This window comes from Aeromicrobium sp. Leaf272 (genome assembly GCF_001422865.1).
GTDB lineage: Bacteria > Actinomycetota > Actinomycetes > Propionibacteriales > Nocardioidaceae > Aeromicrobium.
On the sequence record NZ_LMMY01000014.1, the window covers coordinates 202,320 to 221,407 of the forward strand.

Sequence of the window (19,088 nt, forward strand, 5' to 3'; positions counted from 1 at the left end):
GGACCAGGGGGGTTCTGCGCATCGCTGCGGCGCTGCGGCGGCTCACGCTCGTGAGCGTGGCGGCCGCCGTGCTCACGCTCGTGTCGCTGCACGCGTTCGACCGCGGGTACGGGACCACGGACGAGGACGTCTGCGCCGTCGCGGGCTGTCCCGCCATGGCGCCGGCACTCGCCGAGCTGGTGGAGTCGCAGCAGGCGCTCGGGATGCACTGCACCAGCACGCCACGACTGAGCGACGTGGTGGCCGTCGACGACGGTCGCGGCGGCGCCACCCTCAGCTCGCTCGCCGACGTCGTGGCCACGAGCGTCGGCATGACGCATCGCACGGTCGTCTACTGCCGCTGAGCGGTAACCCCGACCCCACCCGCTCGTTGAGGTGGGCGTGGCGGTCATCCGGCCGTCGCCTCGGGGGCCGACGGATCCGGAGCCCCCGTGTCGACGATGCAGACCGCCCAGCAGGCGAGTCGGGTCGTGCGCATCGCGGCGTTGTCGTTCGGGCTCTCGTTCCTGCCGGCCCTGGGCGTCGTCCAGCAGCTGGTCGACCCGCCGGCGGCCACGGAGGACGTCAAGCAGGTGATGCGCTGCGGCGCCGCTCCCTGTGACCGGGAGATGTCCTCCGCGGCCACCGCGCTCGTCGCCCGGCTCACGGAGCAGGGACTCGTGTGCAGCTCGGCGCCCCGGCTGACCGACGTCGTCGTGGTCGAGCGGATGACGGGGGAGGCCGAGGTCGTCGTGTTCGACCGAGCGCTCGAGGTCGCCGCCCACCGGGAGGGCTGGCTCCGCTCCTACTGCGTCGAGGACGTCGCCGGACGATAAGGTCACCCGGGTGTCCAGACGACGGCCGCCCCGACGACCCCGGCCGGGACCACCGTCGGCCGGCTCACCCCCTGTCGAGCCGAAGGCCGACGGCGGCTGGCACGTGCGACGCCTGACGGGTGCCGGTGCGACCAGCAGCTACACGTGCCCCGACTGCCACCGTCCGATCCCGCCCGGGACCCCTCACGTGGTGGTCTGGCCCGTCGAGAAGCCGCTGCTCAGTGCGGCAGCCGTCGACGAGCGCCGGCACTGGCACACCGCCTGCTGGCGCCGCAAGCCCTGACCCGCGCGAACCTCGCCGGACCCGGGTGGCCCGGACCGGCGAGGGGTCGTCGATCAGCGGGCCGCAGGAGCCTCGACGGTGTCGTCCGTGTCGCCCGTGTCCTCGTCCGAGGCGTCCTGCGGTGCCGGCTCGTCGGCCCGCCCCTGCGGGGCGGACGCGGACGCCGTGCTCGCCGCCGAGTCGCCCGCGAAGGACGCGACGATGTCGCGGAGCTGACCCATCTGCGCCAGGATCCCCTCGCGTCGACGCTGCAGGTCCTCGACCTCGGTCCGCAGGGAGCGGGTCTCGCGCTCCACGTCGGTGGTCGCGGAGGCGCGCAGGTGGTCGGCCTCGGCCTTGGCGTTCGCCACCAGGGCGGCCGCCTCCTTGCGCGCGTTGTCGACGATCGACGACGCGTCCGTGCTGGCCGACTCGCGCGCCGCGTTGGCCTTGCTCATGAGGCCTCGGGCGCGCTCGTCGGCGGCCGCGGCACGCGTCTCGGCGTCCGTGACCAGCTTGGACGTCTGCTCGGTGGCGGCAGCGTGGTTCTCGGCGGCCTCGCGAGCCAGGCGCTCCTTCTCGACCGCCAGCACGCGACGGGCCTCGGTGACCTCCCGGTCGGCGGCCGCGCGAGCCTGCTCGACCTCACGGGTGGCGCCGAGACGCATGTTCTGGGCGTCCTGCTCGGCCGCGAGACGGATCTGGGCGGCCTCGCGGTCGGCCTGGGCGCGCACGTCGTCGGCGTGTGCAGCCGCGTCGGCACGGCCGGCCTCGGCCTCGGTGAGCAGCTCGCGCCGCTTCTCCTCGAGCTCGCTGACCGCGCGCGTGCGCAGGTCCTCGGCCTCCTTGGCCGCAGCGGTGCGGACGAGGGCGGCCTCCTCCTCGGCGACCTTCAGCACCTCGTCGGCCTCGCGGCGAGCACGCGAGCGCACCTCGTCGGCCTCCTGCTCGGCCAGCTGCAGCAGCTGGGCGGCGTGCCCGCCGAGCCCGGAGTACGTGGGCCGGTCGATGGCCTCGACCCGCTCGCGCAGCTGCTCGACGAGGTCGTGCAGCTCGTCGTTCTCCTCCTGCAGCGACTGGACCGCGTCGGCGGCCTTCTGCAGCTCGGCGGACTGGGTGCGGGCCCAGGCGTCGACCGCGTCGCTGTCGTAGCCGCCGCGCCGGGCCAAGGGGAACGAGACCTCGGCGGACTTGCGTGCCGCGTCGAAGATGGACAATCCGGACTGCTCCTCGGACATGCCGCGGTACTCCCTCTGGCTGGATCGACTGGTGCGCGAGCCTGCATCGGACGACGTCGCGTCGACTTCGCTCGCGGTGGGACCCACCATACCCAGGTGGGCCGACGCCCCCGCGCTGCCGCGACCGCGTGCCGGACGCTCGTCCGGCGTCCCCACGCCCCGGGCGGCGCCCGACCCCGAAGGAACCGGCACGCCAAGGACGCGGACGTGCCGAGGGACCCGGACGGATCGTCCGGGCCCCTCGGTCGAGCGGTGGTGCTGGTCGGTCCTGCGTCAGATGCCGCGGAACCGGTTGATGGCGTCGAGGTGCTTGGCGCGGAACTCCTCGTCGCGGACGCCCAGCCCCTCCTCGGGGGCGAGGGTGAGCACGCCGACCTTGCCCTGGTGGAGGTTGTGGTGGACGTCGAGCGAGGCCTGGCCCACGTCCTCGAGCGTGTACGTGCGCGAGACCGTGGGGTGGATCTTGCCCTGGGCGATGAGCCGGTTGGCCTCGTACGCCTCGCGGTAGTTGGCGAAGTGGCTCGAGACGATCCGCTTCAGGTTCATCCACAGGTAGCGGTTGTCGTACTCGTGCATGAAGCCGGTGGTCGACGCGCAGGTGGTGATGGTGCCGCCCTTGCGGGTGACGTAGACCGAGGCGCCGAAGGTCTCACGACCCGGGTGCTCGAAGACGATGTCGATGTCCTCGCCACCGGTGAGCTCGCGGATCTTCTTGCCGAGGCGCTGCCACTCCTTCGGGTTCTGCTGGGTGCCCTCCTCGTTCCAGAACTTCCAGTTCTCCTCGGACCGGTTGATGACGTGCTCGGCGCCCATGCTCCGGACGATCTTGGCCTTCTCCTCGTTGGAGACCACGCAGATCGGGTTGGCGCCACCGTTCAGGGCGTACTGCGTGGCGAAGCCGCCGAGGCCGCCGGAGGCGCCCCAGATCAGCACGTTGTCGCCCTGCTTCATGTTGCCGCCGTTCTTGGAGACCAGCTGGCGGTACGCGGTCGCGTTGACCAGTCCGGGCGAGGCGGCCTCCTCCCACGTGAGGTGGTCGGGCTTGGGCAGCAGCTGGTTGGACTTGACCAGGGCGATGTGGGCCAGTCCGCCGAAGTTGGTCTCGAAGCCCCAGATGCGCTGCTGGGGATCCATCATCGTGTCGTCGTGGCCGGCGGGGTCCTCGAGCTCCACGGAGAGGCAGTGTGCGACGACCTCCGCACCCGGCTTCCACTGGGTGACGCCCGGGCCCGTGCGCAGCACGACTCCGGCGAGGTCGGAGCCGACCACGTGGTACGGCAGGTCGTGGCGCTTGGTGAGCGGGGAGAGTCGGCCGTAGCGCTCGAGGAAGCCGAACGTGGAGACGGGCTCGAAGATCGACGTCCAGACGGTGTTGTAGTTGATGGCGCTCGCCATGACGGCCACGAGGGCCTCGCCCGGACCCAGCTCGGGGAGCGCGACGTCCTCGACGTGGATCGACTTGCGCGGGTCCTTGTCGCGGCTGGCGACGCCCTCGAACATGTCGACCTCGTCCTTGTGGACGGTGGCGGCGCGGTAGTGGTCGGGGATGTCCAGGTGGGCGAAGTCCTCGCTCGCCGTGTCTCCGGCGAGGATCGCATCGAGGATGTGCTGCACGGGGCCTCCAAGGTGGGGTGTTCCGGCGCTCGGTCCGGCGCTGGGTCGGGGTTTCGGCGATGTTACCGATCCGTAGCGTTCTGCGTCCCGGCTCGGGAGTGTGGGTCGGGTCACGCCCGAGACGCGGGCCTCGGGCTCAGTGCGACGTCGAGGACGGCTCGACCAGCTCGACGAGCACGCCGCCGGCGTCCTTGGGGTGCACGAAGTTCACCCGGCTGTCGGACGTGCCGCGCTTCGGCTGGTCGTAGAGCAGCCGGACGCCGCGCTCGCGCAGGATCGCCGAGACCGCGTCGATGTCGAGCACGCGGTAGGCGAGCTGCTGGATCCCCTGGCCGTTGCGGTCCAGGAACTTCGCGATCGTGGAGCTGTCGTTGAGCGGGGCCAGCAGCTGGATGCAGGAGCCGGAGTCGCCGACGGCGAGCATCGCCTCGCGGACACCCTGCTCCTCGTTGACCTCCTCGTGCACGGACCGGAGCCCGAAGACGGAGGAGTAGAAGGCGAGGGCGTCGTCGAGGTCGGGCACGGCGATGCCGACGTGGTCGATGGCGACGAGGAGGTGCTCGGGGACGGTGGCGTCGGCGGGGGCGTCCGACGGAGGGGTCGAGGTGGTCATGAGAAGCAGGGTAGGGGAGGTCCGTGTCGCCCGCCGAGGCCCGTCGGAGACCGCACGTATGGTCGATTTCCCCTACCCGTCGGAGGTCACGTGCACATCGAGCTGCGGATGTTGCGTGCCCTGGTGATGGTCGAGGCCAGCGGCTCCATCACCCGCGCGGCGGACGGCCTGGCCTTCTCGCCCGCCGCGGTCAGCGAGCACCTGCGTGCGCTCGAGAGGGAGTGCGGGGTGCGTCTGGTCGAGCGCACGGGGGCCGGCACGGCACTCACGGAGGAGGGGCGCAGGGCGGTGCCGATCGCCCGCCTCATGCTCGCCGCGGCCGTCGAGCTGGAGCGGCTCGGTCGGCGCGCGAGCCCGAGCCGCAGCGGTGTCATACCGCCTGGACCGTCGTCGATCAAGAGCAACCACAGAGATCGTGAGGTTCGTTGATCGGTCCACTCCCACGCCGCGAGGCTGTCGGCAGACGCGTCGTCGAGCGTCGGGCACGTACGTCGCGCCTGCGGGGGGAGCTGGTCCGGGTGCATCTCGATCTACGGATGCTGCGCGCCCTGGTGATGGTCGAGCGCAGCGGCTCGATCACCGACGCCGCCCGGGTCCTGCGGTTCTCGGCGCCGGCCGTGAGTGCTCACCTGCAGGCCCTGGAGCGCGAGTGCGGTGTCCGCCTCGTCCGGCGCGAGGGCGCCGGGGTGCGCCTCACCGAGGAGGGACGTCGGGCCGTGCCGATCGCGCGGCTCATCCTGGCGGCCGCCGAGGAGCTCGGTGGTGTCGCCGAGCGCGGGCCGGTGGCTCGCGGCGCACTACCCGGTGGCAGCGCTCCTCGTCAACACCTCCCGCACGAAGTCTGAGGAAGGGTGGTCGGCGCCGCGGCGCTCCCGAGAGTCTCGTCCCACGCGACACGAGACGGCGGCGGCCGACGAGGGGGACGACATGAGGCGAGCAGGGTCGGTCACGAGGGCGAGCTCGATGACGGGGTCGATGACGAGGACGGGGTCGATGGCGGGGTCGGGGTCGATCGCGAGGGCCAGGGGTGCGATCGCCATGGTGACGGCAACGATCCTGGGCGTGGCGGGGATGGCGTCGGCACCGGTCGCCGCGTCGGCCTCCGAGGACCCCGGTCCGGTGCCGCGTGACCTCTGGGTCGTCGACACCGCCGAGGGTGACTACGTCGTCGACGAGCTCTCGGCGCTCGACGGCACCCCGATCTCCACCGTCACCACCCCGATCACCGCCACGGCGAGCCGAGCGACGGCCCCCGACGGCCCGTCGGCCGTCAAGGGGTCGGGCAAGGGCGGGTCGAGCACCGGCTCGGGGTGTCGCAAGGTGACGATCTCGAACCGCGCGACGACGTACACGGGCAAGACGGCCTACCGCTACAACACGTGGACCCGCTGGTGCTGGACCAGGTCGACCCAGCACATCCACGCCGGTGGCAGCAACGGCTTCTTCGTCTCCGAGGCCGACGCGTTCCAGTACTGGCGCGGCCAGGTGGCGTCCAACCGGTACTTCTACGACGCAGGAGCGAACGACGGCCACCCGCGCAGTGCGTTCTACCACTACCGGCAGGGGCGCTTCGAGAACTGCGTGCTCAAGTACGGCTGCGTCCAGACCACCTATCCGACCAACGTCATCCGGTCCTACGCCAACGGCACCTACGCCTGGTCGACCTCGGGGGTCTCGTGACGGCGCGCCGCTGGGGGATCCTGCTGGCTGCCCTGGTGGTCCTGCTCCTCCCGACGGCGCTCGCCGGTGCGGGGCTGCAGCGCCAGGTCGGGCCCCTCGAGGCCGGCCTGGCCCTCGCGGTGCTGGTGGTGCTGGGCGTGCTGTTCTTCACCTGGGCGCGGCCCCGGGTGACGTGACCCACATCCGCTCCTGGGCGAAGTGACCCGCGAGTACAGTGACGGGCACCCCACCACCTGTGTCCATGCAAGGGAGCAACCCCATGACCCAGTCCGTGATCGTCGCCGGCGCCCGCACGCCGATCGGCCGTCTGCTCGGCGGCCTCAAGACGCTGTCCGGATCCGACCTCGGTGGCCTCGCCATCAAGGGCGCGCTCGAGAAGGCCGGGATCTCCGGCGACCAGGTCGACTACGTGATCATGGGCCAGGTGCTCGGCGCCGGAGCCGGCCAGGTCCCCGCGCGGCAGGCTGCCTTCAAGGGCGGCATCCCGCTCGACGTGCCGGCCCTGACGATCAACAAGGTCTGCCTGTCGGGCATCAACGCCATCGCGCTCGCCGACCAGCTGATCCGCGCCGGTGAGTACGACGTGGTCGTGGCCGGCGGTCAGGAGTCGATGACCCAGGCGCCGCACCTGCTCACGGGCTCGCGCGAGGGAACCAAGTACGGCAAGGCCACGATGCTCGACCACATGGAGTACGACGGCCTGTGGGACGCGCTGACCGACCAGGCCATGGGCTCGCTCACCGAGCAGCGCAACGCCGACGTCGATGCACTGACCCGCGAGGAGCAGGACGCGTTCGGAGCCCGCTCGCACCAGCTCGCGGCCACGGCGCAGAAGAACGGTGTCTTCGACGAGGAGATCGTCCCCGTCGAGATCCCGCAGCGCAAGGGCGACCCGGTCGTCGTCTCGGCCGACGAGGGCGTGCGGGGCGACACCACGGCCGAGTCCCTCGGCCGACTGCGCCCCGCCTTCGACAAGGAGGGGACCATCACCGCCGGCACCGCCAGCCAGATCTCCGACGGCGCCGCCGCCGTGGTGGTCATGAGCAAGGCCAAGGCCGAGGAGCTCGGCCTCACCTGGATCGCCGAGATCGGAGCGCACGGCAACGTGTCCGGCCCCGACTCCACGCTCCAGGAGCAGCCGGCCAACGCCATCGAGAAGGCGCTCGCGAAGCAGGGCAGGACCGCGGCCGACCTCGACCTCGTCGAGCTGAACGAGGCCTTCGCGGCCGTCGGCATCCAGTCGGCCCGCAAGCTCGGCATCTCCGAGGACATCGTCAACGTCAACGGCGGTGCGATCGCCCTCGGGCACCCGATCGGGATGAGCGGCGCGCGCATCGTGCTGCACCTCGCGCTCGAGCTGAAGCGACGCGGCGGTGGGCTCGGCGCTGCCGCGCTCTGTGGTGGCGGCGGCCAGGGCGACGCCCTGCTCATCACCGTGCCGTCCGCCTGACGGTCACCCTCACCAGCGCAACCGACCGCCCGTGCCTGCCCCCACTCCCGACGTCGCCGACCTCGTCGCGCGGCTCCAGGAGGGGCAGCCGCGGGCGGTCGCGCGTCTGATCTCGCTCGTCGAGGACGAGTCGCCCGCGCTGCGCGAGGTCAGTGCGGCGCTCGCCCCACTCGTGGGCCGCGCCCACGTGGTGGGCCTGACCGGGTCGCCCGGTGTGGGCAAGTCGACCTCGACCGCAGCCCTGGTCGGGGCTCTGCGTGCCCAGGGCAAGCGCGTGGGTGTCCTCGCGGTCGACCCGACGTCCCCGTTCTCCGGTGGAGCGCTGCTGGGTGATCGCATCCGCATGGGCGAGCACGCCACCGACAGCGGTGTCTACATCCGCTCCATGGCCAGCCGTGGTCACCTCGGCGGCCTGTCGTGGGCGGCGCCGCACGCGTTGCGCGTGCTCGACGCCGCCGGCTGCGACGTCGTGCTGGTCGAGACCGTGGGGGTCGGACAGTCTGAGGTGGAGGTCTCCGGGCTCGCCGACACCACCCTGGTGCTGCTCGCCCCCGGCATGGGCGACGGCATCCAGGCGGCCAAGGCCGGGATCCTGGAGGTCGGTGACATCTTCGTGGTCAACAAGGCCGATCGGGACGGTGCGCAGTCCACCCGGCGCGAGCTGCGCTCGGTCATCGCGATGTCGGAGCGTCCCGAGGGCGCCTGGAAGCCACCCATCACCCTGACGGTGGCCTCGCGTGGTGAGGGCATCGACGAGGTCGTGGCCGAGATCGAGCGGCACCGCGAGCACCAGGAGTCCTCGGGCGGGCTGCGCCGACGCCGGCTCGCCCGCACGCGCCGGGAGATCGAGGCGGTCGCCCTGCACGAGCTGCGAGAGCGGTTCGGGCACGTCGGCGCAGACGAGCGCCTCGACGACCTCGCCGCGGCCGTGCTGGCCGGCGACCAGGACCCGTTCGCCGCGGCCGACGTGCTGCTCGACGTCGTCCGCTGAGGCGTGTCGACAGTCTCAGCGATCACCCGGGCGCGCCTGCCGCTGACGGGCGGTCGAGTGCGATAGGAATGTTCGCGTGCTGAAGAAGCTCCTGGTGCTCCTCGTCGCCGCGTTCGTGGTCTACTACCTGCTGACCGCGCCCGCCGGCGCGGCCGACGCTGTCTCCGGCGCGGTCGAGGCCGTCATGAACGCCTTCGGCCAGGTCTTCATCTTCTTCAACGAGCTGACCCGGTAGGCCCCGTGCTGGCCGCCCTGCTGGCGCGACTTCCCGAGCAGGACGTCGAGGGGCACCTGCTGCTCGACGAGGGCGAGCACGTGATCGACCTGGTCCGCAAGCACCCGGTCGTCTACCTGCGTCCCGCCGCCGAGGCCCTCGGTGCCGTGCTGCTGTGGGTGCTGGCCGTCGTCGGTCCCATCCAGATCGGGTGGCTGTTCATCCTGCTCGGCGTCGGGGTGCTGCTGCACGCCGGCTACCTGGTGCTCCAGGAGCACCGCGACGTCTTCGTCATCACCAACATGCGGGTCTTCCGCGCCTCGGGCGTGTTCTCGGTGCGCATCGCCACCATGCCCATCACCCGCATCCTCGACATCACCGTCGAGAAGCCGTTCGTGGGGCGGGTGCTCGGCTACGGGCACTTCGTCTTCGAGTCGGCCGCCCAGGCCCAGGGCTTGCGCGACATCCGCTTCATCGGCGATCCCGACGCTCGCGACCTGACGATCCAGCGGGTCGTCCAGCGCTCCGGGCTGCGCGGCCCGCGCACGGCCTTCGAGCGGCAGGCGCAGGACGGCCGCTGAGGCCCGAGGACCGAGGCCTGGGGACGTGGGGTGCGTGAGGACGCTGGCCCCACTTCCTAGGATGGGTCCATGACCTTCTCGCGTCCCGGTGCCATCGACCTGTCCGCCCTGGCGTCGCCCCCGCCGTCCCCGGCTGCAGGACCGTCGGGTGCCGCAGGCGCGTACGCGGTCGACGTGACCGAGCAGAACTTCCAGACCGTCGCCCTCGAGGCCTCGATGCAGCACGTCGTGGTCCTGGCCCTGTGGTCGCCGCGCGCACCCCAGAGCCGCGACTTCGTCGACGTCGTCGGACGCGCCGTCGACGGCCTCGAGGGTCGCGCCCTGCTGGCCAGGGTCGACGCCGATGCCAACCCCGCCATCGCGCAGGCACTGCAGGCCCAGGGCGTCCCGCTGGTCGTGGGTCTCGTCAAGGGCCAGCCCGTCCCGCTCTTCCAGGGTGCGGTCGAGGAGGCCGAGGTGCGCCAGTACCTCGACCAGCTGGTCGCGGTCGCGGTCCAGAACGGGCTGTCCGGACGCGTCGCCGCGCCGGACGCGGCGGGGGACGTCGAGGCCGAGCCCGCCGAGGACCCGCGCTTCGCCGCGGCCGACACCGCCTTCGCGGCAGGCGACACCACCACGGCCATCGCCGAGTACGAACGACTCAAGGCCCAGCACCCCGGAGACGCCGAGGTGGCCGAGCGGCTGGCCGGAGTCAAGCTCTTCGACCGGACGAAGGACGCCGACCTCCAGGCTGCTCGCGCAGCCGCGGCCGACCGGCCCGACGACCTCGACGCGCAGTTGCTGGTGGCCGACCTCGACGTCAGCGGTGGCCACGTCGAGGACGCCTTCGCCCGTCTGGTCGCGCTCGTGCGCCAGGCGCAGGGCGACGACCGCGACCGCATCCGCGAGCGTCTGCTCGAGCTGTTCGTGGTGGTGGGATCGAACGACCCACGGGTGGCCGACGCGCGACGCGCCCTCGCGTCCGCCCTCTTCTGACGGTGCGGACGCACCCGGAGGGTTAGGGTGCGGCGACGGCGACGACAGGCGTGGCCGCAGCGAGGAGAGCGACGATGGGCGGACGGCTGGCCTGGCCGGCGCTCGTCGTGGGTGTGCTCCTGTCCGTCGCCGGCCTCGCGGTCGTCGTGGTGCTCGGTCCGGACAGCCGGTTCACGACGGGTCCGCACGAGGTCGACACCGATGCCGCCGCCGTGGTGACCGCCCCCGGAGTCGTCTCCTACCGCGGGCTCCAGGTCGACGTGCTGGTGGAGGTGCCGGTGAACAAGCCGGTGTTCGTCGGCCTCGGCAACACGGTGGACGTGCAGGACTACGTGAGTCGGACGCAGCGGCTCGAGGTGACGTCGTTCCGGGTGCCGTGGACGGTCCGCACGCGGGAGGTCGAGGGAGGCCCGGCGCTGCCCGGTGCGCCCACGGCCCTCGACTGGTGGATCGCGGAGTCGGCGGGTCTCGGTGGGGCGTCGATCAGTGCGAGCCTGCCCGACGAGTCCGTGTCCGTGGCCGTGCTCGCGGTGGGGGCCTCGGACCTCTCCGGACTCACCGTCACGTTCGCCTACGGCGTGAAGGGCGGCTTCGGGCTGGGCCTCGGTGCGGTGCTCGTCGGTGCCGGACTCGTGTGGGTGGGTGTGCTGCTGCGGCGCGACACCGCACTCGCTCCCGCGCGGGTCGCGGCGCCCGGTGCCTCGGGCGGGGAGGAGGAGGTCGAGGAGGTCGAGGAGGTGGTCTACGTCTTCGTCGACGAACGGGGCGTGGAGCACGAGATCTCCGAGGACGAGGCAGAACGTCTCCAGGCCCGCCTGGACCTCGCCGAGCAGGCAGGGCGCGACGACGTGCCGACTGCGGAGGCCGCCGGGCCCGACTCCTCCACCGTGGACCGTCCGGTCGAGACGGCGTCTGGCGAGCAGACTCCTCCGGCTCCGGCTCCGGCTCCGGCGACGCCGATGGCCGACCCACCCGCACCGACGCCGGTCCAGGACGTCGTCTACGTGTTCGTCGACGAGGACGGCGTGGAGCACGAGGTCTCGGCCGACGAGCTGGCCGACTACGAGGTCGTCGACGAGGAGGACGAGCGATGAGGCGGTCCTCACGGCTCCTCGTGGCGCTGGTCTGTGCGCTGCTGGTCCTCGCGGCCTGTGGTCTCCCGCGCGAGCGCGGCGACGCGCCCCCGTCCACGGTCCCGGTCGACGCCGGGGAGGTCGACGCGGTGCTGGCCCGCTACGAGAAGGTGCGCGACACCGCCGCCGAGCTGCTCGACCCCAAGCCGCTGTCGACCGTGGAGAGCGGTGCCGTGCTGGCGATCGACACCGGGTCCTTCGAGGTGGCGCAGCGCCTGGCGCGAGCCGTGGGTGGCGACTCGGCCTCCAACGACGTCGTGCGCCTGGCCACGCCCCGGTTCACGGCCTACCCCCTGTGGTTCATGGTGGAGGTGCAGGACCGCGCGGCCGAGGTCAACCGGGTGCAGATCTTCGAGCGCGCCTCGGCCGTGGACCCGTGGTTCCTGGTCGCCAGCCCGGAGACGCTGCTCACGACGCAGCTGCCCGACCTGCGCGAGCGCGACGGGGTCCAGCTCGTGGTGCCGCCGGACAGCGCCACCGGCATGTCGATGTCGCCCCAGGAGGCGGCCGACCGCTACGCCGCGGTGCTCGCGGACCCGGCCTCACCCGCGGCCTCGTCGCTCGAGCAGGACGACTTCATCGAGCAGATGCGTGCGGCGGCCGAGCGCAACGCCTCGCTCGAGGACGTGTCGTTCACGCAGACGTGGTCGGCGCAGGAGGTGCGGCACGTCCTGCGGACCGCCGACGGGGGTGCGCTCGTGTTCGCGACCCTCGAGCGCGTCGACTCCTACGAGGTGGGGGAGGGCGTCCGGGTCACGTGGCCGGACGACTCGCCGCAGAAGGCCCTGCTGGAGTCGGGACTGTCCTCGTCGGGCAGCCTGCGCTACCTGCACCAGGTGCTCGTCTCGATCCCCGGCGGGTCGGGCAAGCCGAGGGTCATCGGACAGTACGGCGGCGTCGTGGAGGCCCAGGGGCCCTGACGGGTCAGACGGCAGGCGGCTCGGGAGCGAGAGGGGCCTCGCGGTAGGTCGCGAGGTCGTCGCCGGCCACCGCGTCGAGCAGCTCGATCGCGGCCGCGGTCGCCTTGTCGTGGACCGTCTGGGTGTCGCACCAGTGCACCGACACGATCTCGGTGGGCTGCAGCACCATGTCGTCCACGTACGACGTGTCGACCACGCCAAGGTCGAACAGGAAGATGCAGGCGTCGTCCCAGCCGCGCCAGGCGGGCAACCAGTTGACGGTCAGCAGGTCGCGCACCTGCACCGTGAGGCCCAGCTCCTCCTCGAGCTCGCGCACGAGGCCGTCGGCGGGGGACTCGCCGACCTCGACGACCCCTCCCGGCAGGTCCCACTCCTGCTTGTAGGTCAGTCGACACAGCAGCACGCGTCCCTGTGGGTCGCGCAGCAGGCCCTGGGAGATGACCCGCTTGGTGGGCAGACCCGCGTTGAGCAGGGCGATGAAGCCGTCGCGGCTCGTGGCCGGAGGGTCGTCGTGCAGCCGGGCGAGCAGCGCGCGGTCGGGGGCGTCGCCCGCTCCCCGAGCGATGCCCTCGCGGCGCAGGCCGCTGATCGAGGCCGCTCGTACGTCCTCGGTCCGGTCCACGGGTACCCGGGCCTCGACCCGCAGTAGCCCCCGGTCCCCGAAGGCGTGCTCGAGCACCAGGCGCAGGGCGCGGACCGCGAGACCGAGCGCACCGTCACCGGTGCCGGTGTTCCAGCGGACCGAGCCCACCCCACGGCCCTCGTCGAGGAGCGCGATCGTGCCGAGACGATCTCCGTCGATGGTCAGGGCCCAGCCGTGGAGTCCGTCGGATCCGCTCGTGGGCTCGAGGACGAGGTCGTCGTCTCGCAGGATGGTGCTCACGCCGCCACCGTACGCGGAGCCTGTGCGGCCGTCATCGCTGACGTCGGCCGTCGTGGGCGAGCGTCACCGCCGGCCCGTGAGGACCCGGACCGGGTGCTCGAGGTCCAGCAGGATCGACTCCGCGGCGTGCCAGGACCCGTCGAGCTCGTCCTGCAGCCGGCCGTCACTGCCGGTCAGCGTGGTCTGCACGCCCACGGTCTTGGAGAAGGCCGGGAAGAGGTCGATCACCACGAGCACCTCGTCGTCGGCGCAGGTCCTGCTGAAGGCCAGCACCCCGGCGTGGTGCACCGGTCGCAGCTCGAGTCCACGACGCGACCGCAGGGCGGGGTGGGACCGGCGCAGCTCGTTGAGGCGGGTGAGGAACGCGGCGACCGTCTCGTCGGCGGGGTCGTCGGTGGGGGAGAAGGTGCTGCTGACTCCCCAGGCGGGTCCGCCGAGCGCCGCGACGGCGGCCCAGGCCTGGAAGGTGGCCGCGGATCCGCCGGTGAGGGCCGACGAGCGCCGGTGGCGCGTGGACGCCAGCAGCTGCGGGCGGGTCACCGACCCGCGGCCGATCCCGGTGAGGACCTCCTCGACGTCGTGGACGCCGAGGGCCCGGTGCAGCGGCGGGGTGGTCTGGTGGAACCCGACGAGCGACAGCGCGTGCGCCTGCGCGGGCGACGGATCGCCCTCGGCCACCAGCACCACGTCGGGGGCCGCGACCCGGACGTCGTGGAGCAGCTGCTCCCACAGCGCCAGCGGCCAGCGGTGCGCGTCCTGCACCACGAAGGCGCTGATGCCCCGGCCGATCCAGGTGGTCACCATGTCGAGGACCGCGGCATAGGTGGCACCGGTGTCCCCGTCGTGGTCGAACCGCCAGGTGTCGTCTCCGGCGGGGACGAACCAGCTCGGGTGCTGCGCGAGCCACGGGTGGGACGACGAGATGGTCCAGGCGAGCTCGAGGGCGACCTCGAGGCCCACGTGGTGTGCCTGCTCGACGAGCTCCAGGACGTCGTCGACGGTGCCGAGGCGAGGATCCACCGAGGTGTGCTCCCCGGTGGCCGGTCCGGCATCCCAGGGGTTGGCGGACGCGGACGGGTGCAGCGGAGGGAGCCGGACCACGTCGAAGCCCAGGGCGGCGACCCGTGCGAGCTCCTCCGTGACGGTGGCCAGGTCGGACGTGGACGCGGGGGACAGCTCGTACCAGGCGCCGACGAGGGCTCGTTCCGGATCGACGCGCAACGGCAGTGGATCCGTGCTGTCGACGTGCAGCCGACCGATCTCGTCGGGCAGGGACGCGACGTAGGCGAGCGCCTCGGCCAGCCGCTCGTGGGCCGGTGCGGCGTCGTCGAGGAGGTCCTCGGCCACCTGCAGCGCGGCGGGATCGCGGTCGCCGATGCCGAGCACGAGCGCGCTGCCGTGGGCGAGGACGTTCTCGGCGTCGGCGCCGCCGTCGATGTCGGAGACGACGCGAGCCGCCCAGCTGCGCAGCGGCTCCTGCCAGCTCTCGACGTGGTAGGTCCAGGCCCCGACGACGTCGGTGGTGACGTTTGCCGACCACAGGTGGTCGCCGAGGTGGCGCAGGGGCACGGGGGCGCGCGTCTTCCCCTCGGGGTCGGTGAGGACCACGGCGGCGCCGACCTCGAGGTCGTCGGGTAGCACGATCGCCTCGATGCGCAGCGGTTCGCCGGGGACGACCTTGGCCGGGAACCGGCCGCGGTCCAGGCACGGACGGACCTCCAGCACCGGAACCCGAGCGACCATGGACCCACGCTAGTGCGTGCGTGCGGCTTTCGGGCGTGTTCCCCCGATGCCGCCCCGGGTCGCGACGACTCCTATGCTCGCGGCCACGGACCAGCGGCCCCTTCCTCGGGTGGTCGCCCGACGGAAGGAAGCAGCGTGACGCAGCTCGTCCAGCTCGACGTGACCGACGGAGTCGGCGTGATCCGACTCGATCGTCCGCCCATGAACGCCCTCGACGCCCAGCTGCAGCGCGAGCTGGTGAAGGTGGCCCGTGAGGCCGACACCCGCGACGACGTCGCCGCGGTGGTGCTGCACGGAGGCCCCAAGGTGTTCGCCGCGGGCGCCGACGTCAAGGAGATGGCGGCGATGACCTACCAGCAGATGGTCGCCCACGGCCACCTGCTGCAGGAGTTCACGCGGGCCGTGGCGAGCATCGGCAAGCCGACGGTCTCGGTCGTCACGGGCTTCGCGCTCGGCGGAGGCTGCGAGCTCGCCCTCTCCACCGACCTGCGGTTCGCTGCGGAGAACGCCAAGCTCGGCCAGCCCGAGATCCTGCTCGGCATCATCCCGGGTGCGGGTGGGACGCAGCGGCTGGCGCGCCTCGTCGGTCCCTCGATCGCGAAGGACCTCGTCTACACCGGACGGTTCGTGGGTGCCGAGGAGGCGTTGCGCATCGGTCTGGTCGACCGCGTCCTCCCGGCCGACGAGGTGCTCGAGGCCGCGCTCGCGTGGGCCCGCGGATTCGTCGGAGGCCCGGCGCTGGCCCTGCGGGCGGCCAAGAGCGCGATCGACCGCGGCCTGGAGACGGACCTGCAGACGGGGCTGGAGATCGAGCGGATCGAGTTCACCGGCCTCTTCGCCACCGACGACCGGAGCGCCGGCATGGACTCGTTCGTCGAGAACGGTCCCGGCAAGGCCACGTTCAGCGGTTCCTGACCCGGACGGGACGGTCCGAGGTCTCACGCCTCGACATCGCCGCGAAACGTCCGTGGCTCGAGAGGCGCATGGGGCATACTGTGCTGCGACGTGCCGCCGTGTCGCCAAGAAGGGGAGTCATGACCGACTCAGGGTCGAACCAGCCACAGGATCGTCGGCGTGCCGACCCCTTGAAGGTCGCGGCGGACATGCTCGCGCAGTCCGACGGCGACGACGCCGCCGACACGAGCGACGCGGGCGGTTCCGGGTCCGCGGACGACCGACGACGCAAGCGGGCAGCGCAGCGCGCCGCGCGTCAGGTGGCTGCCGAGAAGCGGCGCAGCGAGCGCAACGCGGCACGGGCGTTCAGCGCCTCCCGTCGCGGACGCCGCTCCGAGGACGGTTCGGTCGAGCCGGCGTTGCGCACGGCCGAGGAGGCGCTCGACGCCGAGCAGCCGGCCGAGGCGGCGCAGCAGGAGCCCAAGCCCACCGCTCCGGAGCCCGTCGAGGCCCAAGCCGCCGAGACTCCGCCCGTCGAGACTCCGCCCGTCGAGACCGGCGCTGTCGAGGCCGGGTCGGCGAGCCAGGTGCCCGAGGCCGAGAAGACCGCCGAGATGCCGCAGGTCCCCGCGGCGCCGGCGGAGCCCGAGGCCCGGCCCACGGTCGCGGACGCCCTGACCGGTCGGGTCCCGAACGACGACGAGCACATCGATGCGGCGCTGCTGGACGACACGGACGATCCGGCCGCCGTCGAGCCCGAGGCTCCCGCCTCCGCCGCTCCCGAGGCCGAAGCGGTCGAGCAGCCGCAGACGAGGCGGTGGATGCCGCCCACCGCGGCGAGCCTCGCCGAGCCGGAGACGCCCGCCGCGACCGACCGACCGGCCGACGCCGACCCGGTCGAGGCCTCCGGCACGAAGGAGTCCGTGACGGCGTCGCAGGCCGAGGGTGTCGCGGTCCCCGAGCCCGAGCCCGAGCGCGCCGAGCCCGAGCGCGCTCAGGCCGACGAGTCCGCGCCCGACGAGCAGCCACCTGCCGAGACCGCGACGGACCGGGCGACGAGCCCCGGCGTCGAGACCGAGTCCGCTGCGGAGGCGGAGGAGAGCGAGTCGGTCGCGGCCCAGCCGCACGAGGGCACGCAGCCCGAGAGCACACAGCCCGAGAGCACGCCGGACGAGACCGTCGTGGAGCACGCCGAGCCGACGTCCGAGGTCCCGACCGACGACCACGTCGACGCGCTCTCGGAGCCGGTCGAGCCGCCGCAGGACCGCCCCGTGGCCGCCGACGAGCCCGAGGAGGCTCCTGCCGCCGCGACGGAGAGCCTCGAGTCGCCCGCTCCCGAGGACCCCGCGCCGACCACGTCCGCACCGGAGGCTGCTGCGGTGGCGAGCCCGGCCCCGCCCGCGGTTCCGAGCACGTTCGCCGAGAAGCTGGCTGCCGCCAGCGCCGCGGCCCAGGAGCGGGTCAGCGCCGCGCGCGCCGAGGCCGCTCGCCTCATGGAGGAGGCGGCCAGGGAGCGCGCCGAGGTGGCCGCTCGCATCCGCGCCGACGAGGCCGAGCAGCGTGAGGTGCTGCAGGGTCGACTGCGCGCAGCCGAGCAGGCGGCGGAGGAGCGGGTCCGCGCCGCACGCGAGGAGGCCGATCGCGTCACGGCGGAGATCGAGCGCGAGCGCCAGGCGGCGTCGGCGAAGATCGAGCAGCTGCAGAAGGAGGCCGACGAGCGCGTCGAGGTCGCCCGTGCCGAGGCCGAGCGGGCCGCGCAGGAGCGGCTCGACGAGGCCAAGGCCGAGGCCGAGCGGCGCATCGCCGCCGCCGAGGAGGAGGCGTCGCGCAAGGCGGCCGAACGACTCGCCCAGGGTGAGCGTGACGCCGAGGACGCCGCCCAGCGACGGCTCGCCGCGGCCGAGCAGGACGCCGAGCGTCGTATCAGCGAGGCCCGTGCCGAGGCCGAGAAGCTCGCCGAGGGTGCCCGGAGGGATCGCGAAGCGGCCCTCGAGCAGCTCGAGAAGGAGCGTGCCGAGGCCGAGGCCAAGCTGGAGCAGGTGAGGCTCGAGGCCGAGAAGGTCGTGGCCGATGCCGAACGGACGTCGGCCGAGCACGTGGCCGCCGCGAAGGCCGAGGCGGAGAAGTACGCGCAGGAAGTGGCGGCCGAGCGCGTCGCCATCGCCGTGCGGCTCTCCGACGCCGAGCGCACGGCCGGCGACCAGCTGGCCGCCGCGAAGGCGGAGGCGGAGCGCCTCGCGTCCGAGGCCGCCGAGCGGCACGAGCTCGCGGCGACCGAGCTCGCCCGCGAGCGCGACGAGGCCCGGGCCCACGTGGAGCGCGTCACCGCCGAGGTGGCCGAGCTCGCACGCCAGGCCGAGGAGGAGCGCAACCAGGCCACCGCACAGCTGGCCGAGGCCGAGCGGGTCGCGGAGGAGCGCGTCCGCAACGCCCAGGCCGAGGCCGAGCGCGTGGCGGCCGAGGCGGCCGACGCCGCGCGGGCGTCCGCAGCCGCTCGCGAGGAGGCCACGCGTCGTCAGGCCGAGGAGGCCGAGCAGGCACGCGTCACCGCGGAGCGCAAGCTGGCCGAGGCCGAGCAGCAGGCGGCCGACCGCCTCTCGCAGGCCGAGGCCGAGGCCCGCACCGTGGCGCAGCGCGCCGACGACGACGCGCGGCGACGGATCGAGGAGGCGCGCGCCGAGGCGGACCGCGTCGTCCAGCAGGCCAAGCGCGACGCGCAGGAGCGACTCAGCCAGGCCGTGGCGGCCGCACGCTCGGCCGCCGAGGAGAAGCTGGCCGAGGCCGAGGCGACGGCCATGGAATGGGTCGCGGCGGCCGAGGCCGAGGCCGAGCGGGTGGCGCAGTCCCACATCGTGGCGGCCAACCAGTCGGCCAAGGCCACCCCGACGTTCTCCGAGAGCCTCTCGGAACCGTCGGTGGGGGAGTTCGTGGACGAGAAGCCGTCCGTGGGCACCGAGACCCCCCCGGAGGTGAGCGACGGGACCGGGGGATCCGTCCCCCCGACCAAAAAAAGGGTCATCCGCCGATCCTGAGTACCTGACCGCCGGCGCGATCGTCGCCGGACTCGAGGCGAGCACGCCCG

The 19,088-nt window shown here is 73.0% G+C and carries 21 protein-coding genes; 16 read left to right on the forward strand and 5 right to left on the reverse strand.

The features are described 5' to 3' along the window. The 3 genes from ASF38_RS13880 to ASF38_RS13890 all read left to right on the forward strand — a co-directional run. A partial coding sequence (locus tag ASF38_RS13880; protein ID WP_235497736.1) for a hypothetical protein occupies nt 1-344 on the forward strand: 344 nt, incomplete at its 5' end. An 87-nt stretch (nt 345-431) separates the two neighbouring features. Next, a complete protein-coding gene (locus ASF38_RS13885) occupies nt 432-815 on the forward strand; it encodes a hypothetical protein (RefSeq protein WP_156366930.1) in 384 nt (127 codons plus the stop codon). A 103-nt stretch (nt 816-918) separates the two neighbouring features. Further along, on the forward strand, nt 919-1,098 hold the full coding sequence (locus ASF38_RS13890) for a hypothetical protein (RefSeq protein ID WP_055967034.1): 180 nt from the start codon (nt 919-921) through the stop codon (nt 1,096-1,098). Between the two features lie 53 nt (nt 1,099-1,151). Here ASF38_RS13890 and ASF38_RS13895 read toward each other — a convergent pair whose 3' ends face one another. From ASF38_RS13895 to mce, 3 genes are all read right to left on the reverse strand, one after another. Next, a complete protein-coding gene (locus tag ASF38_RS13895) occupies nt 1,152-2,315 on the reverse strand; it encodes a DivIVA domain-containing protein (protein WP_056553974.1) in 1,164 nt (387 codons plus the stop codon). Nucleotides 2,316-2,588: 273 nt separating this feature from the next. Beyond that, a complete protein-coding gene (ccrA, locus tag ASF38_RS13900) occupies nt 2,589-3,929 on the reverse strand; it encodes a crotonyl-CoA carboxylase/reductase (protein ID WP_055967040.1) in 1,341 nt (446 codons plus the stop codon). A gap of 136 nt (nt 3,930-4,065) precedes the next feature. Further along, nucleotides 4,066-4,542, reverse strand: a complete 477-nt coding sequence (gene mce, locus ASF38_RS13905; RefSeq protein ID WP_055967042.1) for a methylmalonyl-CoA epimerase — start codon at nt 4,540-4,542, stop codon at nt 4,066-4,068. Nucleotides 4,543-4,632: 90 nt separating this feature from the next. On the opposite strand from mce, the gene ASF38_RS13910 reads away from it, so the two are divergent. The 11 genes from ASF38_RS13910 (at nt 4,633) to ASF38_RS13955 (ending at nt 12,486) form a co-directional block, all read left to right on the forward strand. After that, complete coding sequence (locus ASF38_RS13910) at nt 4,633-4,971, forward strand: LysR family transcriptional regulator (RefSeq protein ID WP_055967045.1); 339 nt, start codon at nt 4,633-4,635, stop codon at nt 4,969-4,971. Nucleotides 4,972-5,078: 107 nt separating this feature from the next. Next, nucleotides 5,079-5,387, forward strand: coding sequence for a LysR family transcriptional regulator (locus tag ASF38_RS13915; RefSeq protein ID WP_055967048.1), 309 nt, complete (start codon nt 5,079-5,081; stop codon nt 5,385-5,387). A gap of 193 nt (nt 5,388-5,580) precedes the next feature. Next, nucleotides 5,581-6,222 (forward strand): hypothetical protein, encoded by a 642-nt coding sequence (locus ASF38_RS13920; protein WP_082506350.1) that lies wholly within the window; start codon nt 5,581-5,583, stop codon nt 6,220-6,222. Next, the gene (locus ASF38_RS13925) at nt 6,219-6,398 is read left to right on the forward strand and encodes a hypothetical protein (protein ID WP_055967052.1); all 180 of its coding nucleotides are present in this window, start codon (nt 6,219-6,221) and stop codon (nt 6,396-6,398) included. Before ASF38_RS13920 ends, ASF38_RS13925 begins: the two co-directional genes overlap by 4 nt. 83 nt (nt 6,399-6,481) lie before the next feature. Beyond that, on the forward strand, nt 6,482-7,672 hold the full coding sequence (locus ASF38_RS13930) for an acetyl-CoA C-acetyltransferase (protein ID WP_055967055.1): 1,191 nt from the start codon (nt 6,482-6,484) through the stop codon (nt 7,670-7,672). Between the two features lie 31 nt (nt 7,673-7,703). Next, on the forward strand, nt 7,704-8,663 hold the full coding sequence (gene meaB, locus ASF38_RS13935) for a methylmalonyl Co-A mutase-associated GTPase MeaB (protein WP_055967057.1): 960 nt from the start codon (nt 7,704-7,706) through the stop codon (nt 8,661-8,663). A gap of 76 nt (nt 8,664-8,739) precedes the next feature. Next, complete coding sequence (locus tag ASF38_RS18220) at nt 8,740-8,898, forward strand: hypothetical protein (RefSeq protein ID WP_164468778.1); 159 nt, start codon at nt 8,740-8,742, stop codon at nt 8,896-8,898. 5 nt (nt 8,899-8,903) lie between these two features. Further along, entirely contained in the window at nt 8,904-9,458 is a 555-nt protein-coding gene (locus ASF38_RS13940) for a PH domain-containing protein (protein ID WP_055967061.1), read from the forward strand. 69 nt (nt 9,459-9,527) lie between these two features. Further along, on the forward strand, nt 9,528-10,433 hold the full coding sequence (locus ASF38_RS13945) for a tetratricopeptide repeat protein (protein ID WP_055967064.1): 906 nt from the start codon (nt 9,528-9,530) through the stop codon (nt 10,431-10,433). Between the two features lie 74 nt (nt 10,434-10,507). Then, on the forward strand, nt 10,508-11,527 hold the full coding sequence (locus ASF38_RS13950; RefSeq protein WP_056576728.1) for a hypothetical protein: 1,020 nt from the start codon (nt 10,508-10,510) through the stop codon (nt 11,525-11,527). After that, entirely contained in the window at nt 11,524-12,486 is a 963-nt protein-coding gene (locus ASF38_RS13955) for a hypothetical protein (protein WP_055967071.1), read from the forward strand. The genes ASF38_RS13950 and ASF38_RS13955 overlap by 4 nt, the downstream gene beginning before the upstream one ends. A 4-nt stretch (nt 12,487-12,490) precedes the next feature. On the opposite strand, the gene ASF38_RS18500 is transcribed toward ASF38_RS13955, so the two are convergent. Together ASF38_RS18500 and ASF38_RS13965 are read right to left on the reverse strand one after the other, a co-directional pair. Next, entirely contained in the window at nt 12,491-13,369 is an 879-nt protein-coding gene (locus ASF38_RS18500; RefSeq protein ID WP_056576731.1) for an NUDIX hydrolase, read from the reverse strand. Nucleotides 13,370-13,432: 63 nt separating this feature from the next. Then, nucleotides 13,433-15,112, reverse strand: a complete 1,680-nt coding sequence (locus ASF38_RS13965; RefSeq protein WP_082480771.1) for a maltotransferase domain-containing protein — start codon at nt 15,110-15,112, stop codon at nt 13,433-13,435. A gap of 135 nt (nt 15,113-15,247) precedes the next feature. On the opposite strand from ASF38_RS13965, the gene ASF38_RS13970 reads away from it, so the two are divergent. Then, nucleotides 15,248-16,027 carry an enoyl-CoA hydratase/isomerase family protein gene (locus ASF38_RS13970; RefSeq protein WP_082480772.1) on the forward strand — a complete coding sequence of 260 codons (780 nt, stop codon included), beginning with the start codon at nt 15,248-15,250 and terminating at the stop codon, nt 16,025-16,027. 119 nt (nt 16,028-16,146) lie between these two features. Beyond that, nucleotides 16,147-19,038, forward strand: coding sequence for a hypothetical protein (locus tag ASF38_RS13975; RefSeq protein ID WP_156366931.1), 2,892 nt, complete (start codon nt 16,147-16,149; stop codon nt 19,036-19,038). Nucleotides 19,039-19,088 lie beyond the last annotated feature (50 nt).